Annotated in this window: 7 protein-coding genes and 1 pseudogene; 4 read left to right on the top strand and 4 right to left on the bottom strand. The window is 55.7% G+C overall.

The window, feature by feature from the left end:
• Positions 1–361: 361 nt before the first annotated feature.
• Together IQ273_RS29470 and IQ273_RS29475 are read left to right on the top strand one after the other, a co-directional pair.
• On the top strand, positions 362–991 hold the full coding sequence (locus IQ273_RS29470) for a hypothetical protein (protein ID WP_194026670.1): 630 nt from the start codon (positions 362–364) through the stop codon (positions 989–991).
• Between the two features lie 113 nt (positions 992–1,104).
• Positions 1,105–1,425, top strand: coding sequence for a hypothetical protein (locus IQ273_RS29475; protein WP_194026671.1), 321 nt, complete (start codon positions 1,105–1,107; stop codon positions 1,423–1,425).
• Positions 1,426–1,446: 21 nt separating this feature from the next.
• On the opposite strand, the gene IQ273_RS29480 is transcribed toward IQ273_RS29475, so the two are convergent.
• Genes IQ273_RS29480 through IQ273_RS29490 form a run of 3 tightly spaced genes read right to left on the bottom strand, consistent with a single transcriptional unit; the run spans position 1,447 to position 3,490 of the window.
• A complete protein-coding gene (locus IQ273_RS29480) occupies positions 1,447–1,830 on the bottom strand; it encodes a hypothetical protein (RefSeq protein ID WP_194026672.1) in 384 nt (127 codons plus the stop codon).
• Positions 1,827–2,315 carry a hypothetical protein gene (locus tag IQ273_RS29485; RefSeq protein ID WP_194026673.1) on the bottom strand — a complete coding sequence of 163 codons (489 nt, stop codon included), beginning with the start codon at positions 2,313–2,315 and terminating at the stop codon, positions 1,827–1,829. Before IQ273_RS29485 ends, IQ273_RS29480 begins: the two co-directional genes overlap by 4 nt.
• Before the next feature lie 44 nt (positions 2,316–2,359).
• Entirely contained in the window at positions 2,360–3,490 is a 1,131-nt protein-coding gene (locus tag IQ273_RS29490) for a ParM/StbA family protein (RefSeq protein ID WP_194026674.1), read from the bottom strand.
• Positions 3,491–4,105: 615 nt separating this feature from the next.
• Here IQ273_RS29490 and IQ273_RS29495 point away from each other — a divergent pair.
• Both IQ273_RS29495 and mobF read left to right on the top strand, forming a co-directional pair.
• Positions 4,106–4,423, top strand: coding sequence for a hypothetical protein (locus IQ273_RS29495; protein WP_194026675.1), 318 nt, complete (start codon positions 4,106–4,108; stop codon positions 4,421–4,423).
• A gap of 10 nt (positions 4,424–4,433) precedes the next feature.
• Positions 4,434–5,468 carry a MobF family relaxase gene (gene mobF, locus IQ273_RS29500; protein WP_194026676.1) on the top strand — a complete coding sequence of 345 codons (1,035 nt, stop codon included), beginning with the start codon at positions 4,434–4,436 and terminating at the stop codon, positions 5,466–5,468.
• A gap of 41 nt (positions 5,469–5,509) precedes the next feature.
• Here mobF and IQ273_RS36140 read toward each other — a convergent pair.
• Positions 5,510–5,613 (bottom strand): annotated as a pseudogene (locus IQ273_RS36140) (DDE transposase); the annotation flags it as partial.

Here is a 5,613-nt window from a genome sequence, read left to right on the forward strand (position 1 = left end):
TTGACTCAATTGGTCTTGCAGTTGACGATACAAGAGGGGTGTTTCCATGAGACTGGCCTTGAGTTGGGGAATTCAAGCCTCTCATGAAATGCCCCTTCCCATCTACCCTGTCTCATTTGGGACTCCTTTCACAACAACCCTTTCAGGACTTTTCTGCACCACCAAGCAATATGCCCTCGGGGTTACCGGGTTGAAGGGGCTGCGGGGCTGGAGCGACTTGCTGTTACCGATGTTGCAGAAACTCCGCAAAGGTCTGTACCTCCGCTAGCAAAGTCTCTGACTGCCTGACACAAGTGAGTAAAAGGCTTGAAATCTCATCACGGGTAAGCATTTAGGCCGTCCGCCTGCCGACCTGGCAGCGGTGTTGGCCCAGGTGGCGATCGCTAGCCCTGCCGTCACCGCCCTTCGTTCCCTGATGCGCGTCATTGGTCAGAGCGCGTCGCTAACCAACGTCCAAATCCGCAATAAAGCGGCTGAGCTGGCCTGGTCATTTCGCAGTCTCTTCAATCAGCCCGAGGTCACCACTCTGCTGCGGGGCATGAACCGCCAGGAACCCTACTGGCGCAGAGTATTGGAATACTGCCTGGATGGTGGCCTGCAATCAGTCTTAGATGAATACATGCACATTTTGCTGGAGTCATCTGGTCTGCTGAAAGCCTCCGCAGAAGAAATCGCCGCCCAGCTCACCGATACCATCAGCGAAGCCCTCAGCCTGCGCACCTCGGTAATGTCGGTGGACGAGGTGCGGCTACATCCCAACCAGATTGAGCTGGCGTCAGAAGGCTGCTACAAAATGCGGGGCCACTTTGCCCTGCGGTTTGGCGATAATCCGTCCGATAGCGATCGCGTCCTCAACCGTTCAGAGCATGTGCGCGATGCCTTCAACTCCCCCTTCCGCCCCTTTGTGCTGGCGACCACCTCCATCTCGACTTCCACCCCTACTGCCATGCGATCGTCCACTGGAACCTGCCCACCAACCCGGTCGATTTAGAACAGCGAGAGGGACGCATTCACCGCTACAAAGGCCATACCGTCCGCAAAAACCTGGCCCAAAAGTACAGCACACGGGTCGTTAACCAGTCCTACAAAAATCCGTGGGATAGTTTGTTTGCCGCTGCCGTGAGCGATCGCCCCCAAGAAGCATCAGACCTCGTCCCTTTTTGGATGTTTCCCATACCGGGTGGGGCCAAAATTGAGCGACACGTCCCCAACTACCCCCTCAGTCGGGATGGCGAACGACTAGAGGCTCTGAAGCGCTCTTTGGCCGTCTACCGCATGGTGTTCGGCCAAAATAGGCAAGAAGACTTAGTGGCTTATCTGCTGAACTACCTATCACCCGCCGATATTGAGCAGGTTACTAAGGAGTTACGCATTGATTTGGAGCCACCAGGTCTTGTAGATACAGCTTCGAGAATACATGGGTAAAAATTTTTAAGCCATAGTGCGTCAATTTAGAGTCGCTCCGTTGGTTCGTCTCAACGCCATTTGTTTGTCCCCTAGATCTTGTTGTAGCTCTTCCCGGATGAGGGCAAACCGCTGGACATCTGCCTGGGTCAGCCAGGCGTCAATCTCGTAAAGCGTCTGCCCATTTTCTCGCTGAGTCCGCAACGTGAGAATCGTCTCCGGCAGGTGGTGAGCATCGCCCCTGAACTCGATATTCAGATCGCGTCCCCGCTCCACGATCGTGTAGAACTGCTTACCCTCAAACACCCGCTGCCCCCGGTGCTGCCCCTGGCAAAACCGCTCCAGCAGCAGCACCGCCGTCCCCGCGATCTGCTCCTGGGTCTGGCGGTCAACGGGGATAGGTGTTCTGGGTCGCGGCGAGGTCACGTCAGGTCATTGATGAAAGGGTTGAGCCCCGCTATGATGGCGGCATCATCACCCAAAAACTCCCGCAGCGGCTGATCCACCGGCCCTGGGTCAGGCAGAGTTTTGATGGGTTCTACTGGGGTGGATGCTGTAGAGCTATTGGCTGATGGTAGATGTCGTGGGTTTGGCTTACTCAGTGGGAGAGCTGTCTTGGGTAGCGTTATCAAATCATCGAAGGCTTCCAGTTCTGGGAGAAACCGCTCCTTGATTTCTAGAATCTGAGTCGTCAACTGCTGAATTGATCGCACAGCCTGCCGCCGAATTTCATCCTTGGGGGCTTGAACCGCTGCCATGGCAAACGGCCCATAGCAGCCATTCAGGGCCGATCGCATTCGAGCATGGAGATCATGGCGAGACTTTCCCCGGCAATAACCAATCACTGCCACATCCAGCTCATCCCGGCTGGAGTACTGAATTCGGGCTTTTGTTTCTGACGTTTGGGTCATTCCTCTGCGTCCTAATTTCTGGTGCAACTGGGTAGAGTTTGGCGCTAGCGAGCTTGGGTTGGTTTGGCGCTGTACATGAACGTTTTAAACAACCCATAGACATCGGCCCAGCGGACGCTGGTGATCAAGTCGGGTTCTGCCGTACCCTCCTGGCCTCGCAGCACGTCGGTCATCTCCTGTCGCAGGGCCTCGGCCCAGGTGATCTGCTGGGAAAGCCCGCGCTGGTCAAAAAACTGCTCCAGCTCTGGCCGAATAAAGTAGGCGGCACCCCCGCCGACAATTACCTCTACTTCAGCCGAGGGCAACCACTGCACCAGAAACTGATTTACCCGGTCCAAGTAAAACTCACGAGCATAGCTACAAGCCCTGGTCAGATCGAGGGCTTCCTTGCGGCCTGGGATGTGAAAGGTGGGGTGCCCTTGCAAAACTGCCTCCAGCAGAGCCGGATCATCGGGAGCGACCCCCGGCAATTCGGTGGCACACTGCTTCAGATATTCCACAAATCCTGGCCCTTGGGAGGTGCTGTTGGTTTCCTGGGGCGTGCTGCCTTTCTCAAAGGTGAGGATCGAGAGATTGCGGTGGCCGAACATGAGGATGACGACAGTAGAGTCTCGAATTCCCACCCCGGCCCTAGCCAGCTGCAACCCCTTGGCCAGGTAGAGCCCGGCTCCCTCTGGCTGCATCTCGATGCGCTCTAGCTGCCCGAACAGAGACCGGCCCCGAAAGCTGAAGTCAGTGATTGCTCCCAGAATCTGGGCCTTCAGCTCCTTGCCGTCTTGCCAATATTCTTCCAGCGGCAGCAGCAGACCTAACTGAGCAGTGAACTCACAACCCGAGCCAGAGTCCTGAACTGCCAGAGTTTTCTCAGCGATGACGCCCAAGGTAGCCAAGATTTTGTAGACGGCGCGATCGCGCTTTGGCAAAGCCAGGCCGGAGTCGCCTTTTTGGGCGATCGCCAACGCCCCAATGGCATAGGCACTACTCCCCACCATCACATAGGCACTGTCCTCGGGTTCCTGGCTAGTCAGCCCGCCCAGCATCAGCCGGTCGAGGCGGGCGGGGTTTAATCGAGCCACCTGGGGGTCCAGATGCAGCAGGTAGGGCTGGCCCTGCCAGTAGAGGCACTTGGTGGCAGAGCTGCCCATGTCGATGTAGGTCTGGATGATCTGGGTCATAGTTTGAATGCCAATGACAGCGTTTCATCAACATCTTGAAGATGCAAGAATGCCTTCAAGTTGGTTGATCGATATCTGTATTTTGAGTTGTCGTTTTTATTCACGACTTAATAACGACTGAATTGTTATCTTCAGTAAAATTCATCATCGTTTTGATGACTGAAGAATTTCATTCACGGCTTATTCACGACTTGATAACGACTTGCCTATCTAGAATCCAAGACAAACCTGGAATTACCCAATCATTCACGACTTGATAACGACTTAATCACGACTTGCTGGTTGAGGTCTTTCTATGAGAGACGAAAAACAATCATTTAAGTGATTAATAAAAACAAACTTTGCAGCTCTCTGAGCTGAACAGGACGGGCATTTTCTGTGAGCTAAAACAGAGAGTATTGCCCCTTGTATTCTCCCCAGGAAATGCCTCGGCAGAAGCCTGATGGGCTGCCCTGGGGGCTACGCCACTCCACTGCGTTTCGTTGCTCCGCGTTTCACACACCACGCCCAGCCCTGGGCTAGGGGGTTGCTGAGACCCAGCATTATCAGGGGTTCCAGGCATGGGAGCTAATGGCCGGTCGTTTACGAATTACTGACAAATTCACGAAAAAGCTCATGGGTAAAGGATTTAGCGTCTCGCTGCCCCTCGAAGAGGCGGCGATCGTCGAAAAAGAGGCCAATCGGCTGGGTCTACCCGCCGCCAGCATCATTCGCCTTATGATGCGCGATGGTCAGCAGCGTCGTGAACTGGAGCGGCAGGTGGATGACCTGAAGGCCCGAATGGAGCTGCTGCAAGTGCAGTTCCAGGGGTTCCAGATTTTGCTGGAGACCATCGCCCTGGAGCAGGCCAATGCTCGGGGGCCGCAGGCGCTGGAAAATCGCAAGGCGCTGATTCAAAAAATCCGCAAGCGCCAGGGCCTGGTAGAGGGCTAGGAGGTCAACCATGCTTAGCCTGACGATAATCAGCGCCAACCAGGGCGAAACCTACTACACCGCCGAAAACTACTACACCAGCGAAGAGAACCAGGCTCACTCTGGTTGGTGGGGCCAGGGGGCCAAGAGCCTGGGTCTGGCGGGACAGGTGCAGGGGGACGACTTCAAAAATCTGCTCCATGGCTCCCATCCTCAAGGACACCAAACCCTATCAGGTCGGAAGATTGACCCAGAGCGCCATCGAGCCGGGTTAGATTTGACCTTTAGTACGCCCAAGAGCATCAGCCTGGCGGCCCTGGTTGGGGGGAATGACGCAATTGAGCAAGCCCATCGCACTGCCGTCACTCGCACCTTGGCCGTCATTGAGGAGCGCTACGCCCAAACGCGGGTGCGGACACAGGAAGGGCGGCAGGCGATCGCCACCGGTAGCCTAATTGTCGCCCAGTTCCACCACGACACCTCCCGTGAGAAGGATCCGCAGCTGCACACCCATTGTGTGGTGATCAATGCCACGCAGCTGGACAATGGCCGCTGGCAGTCGCTTCACAACGACATCCTCTTCAAACAGCAAAAGCTGTTAGGAATGATTTACCAGAACGAGCTGGCGGTGGAGGTGCAGCGCCTAGGCTATGGCATTGAGCCCAGGGCCAACGGCCAGTTTGAACTCCGTGGGTATCAAGCCGAAGACCTCCAGACCTTCTCCAAGCGGCGGGAGCAGATTTTGGCGGCGGTGGAGGAGAACGCGACGGCTCAGGAGCGAGAGCTGGCCACCCTGATGACCCGAGCCCCTAAGGGCAAAGAAATTCCCAGAGAAGAGCTGCGAACCTACTGGCAGCAGCAGGCCCAGGCGCTGAATCTGGAACACCCTCAACCCAAGTCGGTGGCTTGGCAGAGCCAGCCGAAGCGGGCCACCCAAGCTGAGCTGACCCACTGCGCCGAGCGAGAGGCGGTGTTCCAGCGGGAGCAGGTGGAGCGGTTTGCCCTGGAAAATCATTTGGGACAGCAGTGCTTTGATGAGGTGCAGCAGACATTAGACCTGTTGTGAAATAGGGAAAAATTAGTTGGCTCAATACGGATTTTGGGGAGCTAGTTCAACAAGGTCTCCAATAGGTTGCCCAGCAGTGCCTTTCCTCGCTTACGGGCATTGTGTACGAACTCAAAGAACCCCAGATAAAGCGGCAGTTTCTCCT

The organism is Nodosilinea sp. LEGE 07298, from assembly GCF_015207265.1.
Classification (GTDB): domain Bacteria; phylum Cyanobacteriota; class Cyanobacteriia; order Phormidesmidales; family Phormidesmidaceae; genus Nodosilinea.

Excerpts from the sequence above, each read along its gene's own strand:
- IQ273_RS29485 (WP_194026673.1), bottom strand. The coding sequence starts at position 2,315 with ATGACCCAAACGTCAGAAACAAAAGCCCGAATTCAGTACTCCAGCCGG.
- IQ273_RS29490 (WP_194026674.1), bottom strand. The coding sequence starts at position 3,490 with ATGACCCAGATCATCCAGACCTACATCGACATGGGCAGCTCTGCCACC.
- IQ273_RS29495 (WP_194026675.1), top strand. The coding sequence starts at position 4,106 with ATGGGTAAAGGATTTAGCGTCTCGCTGCCCCTCGAAGAGGCGGCGATC.
- mobF (WP_194026676.1), top strand. The coding sequence starts at position 4,434 with ATGCTTAGCCTGACGATAATCAGCGCCAACCAGGGCGAAACCTACTAC.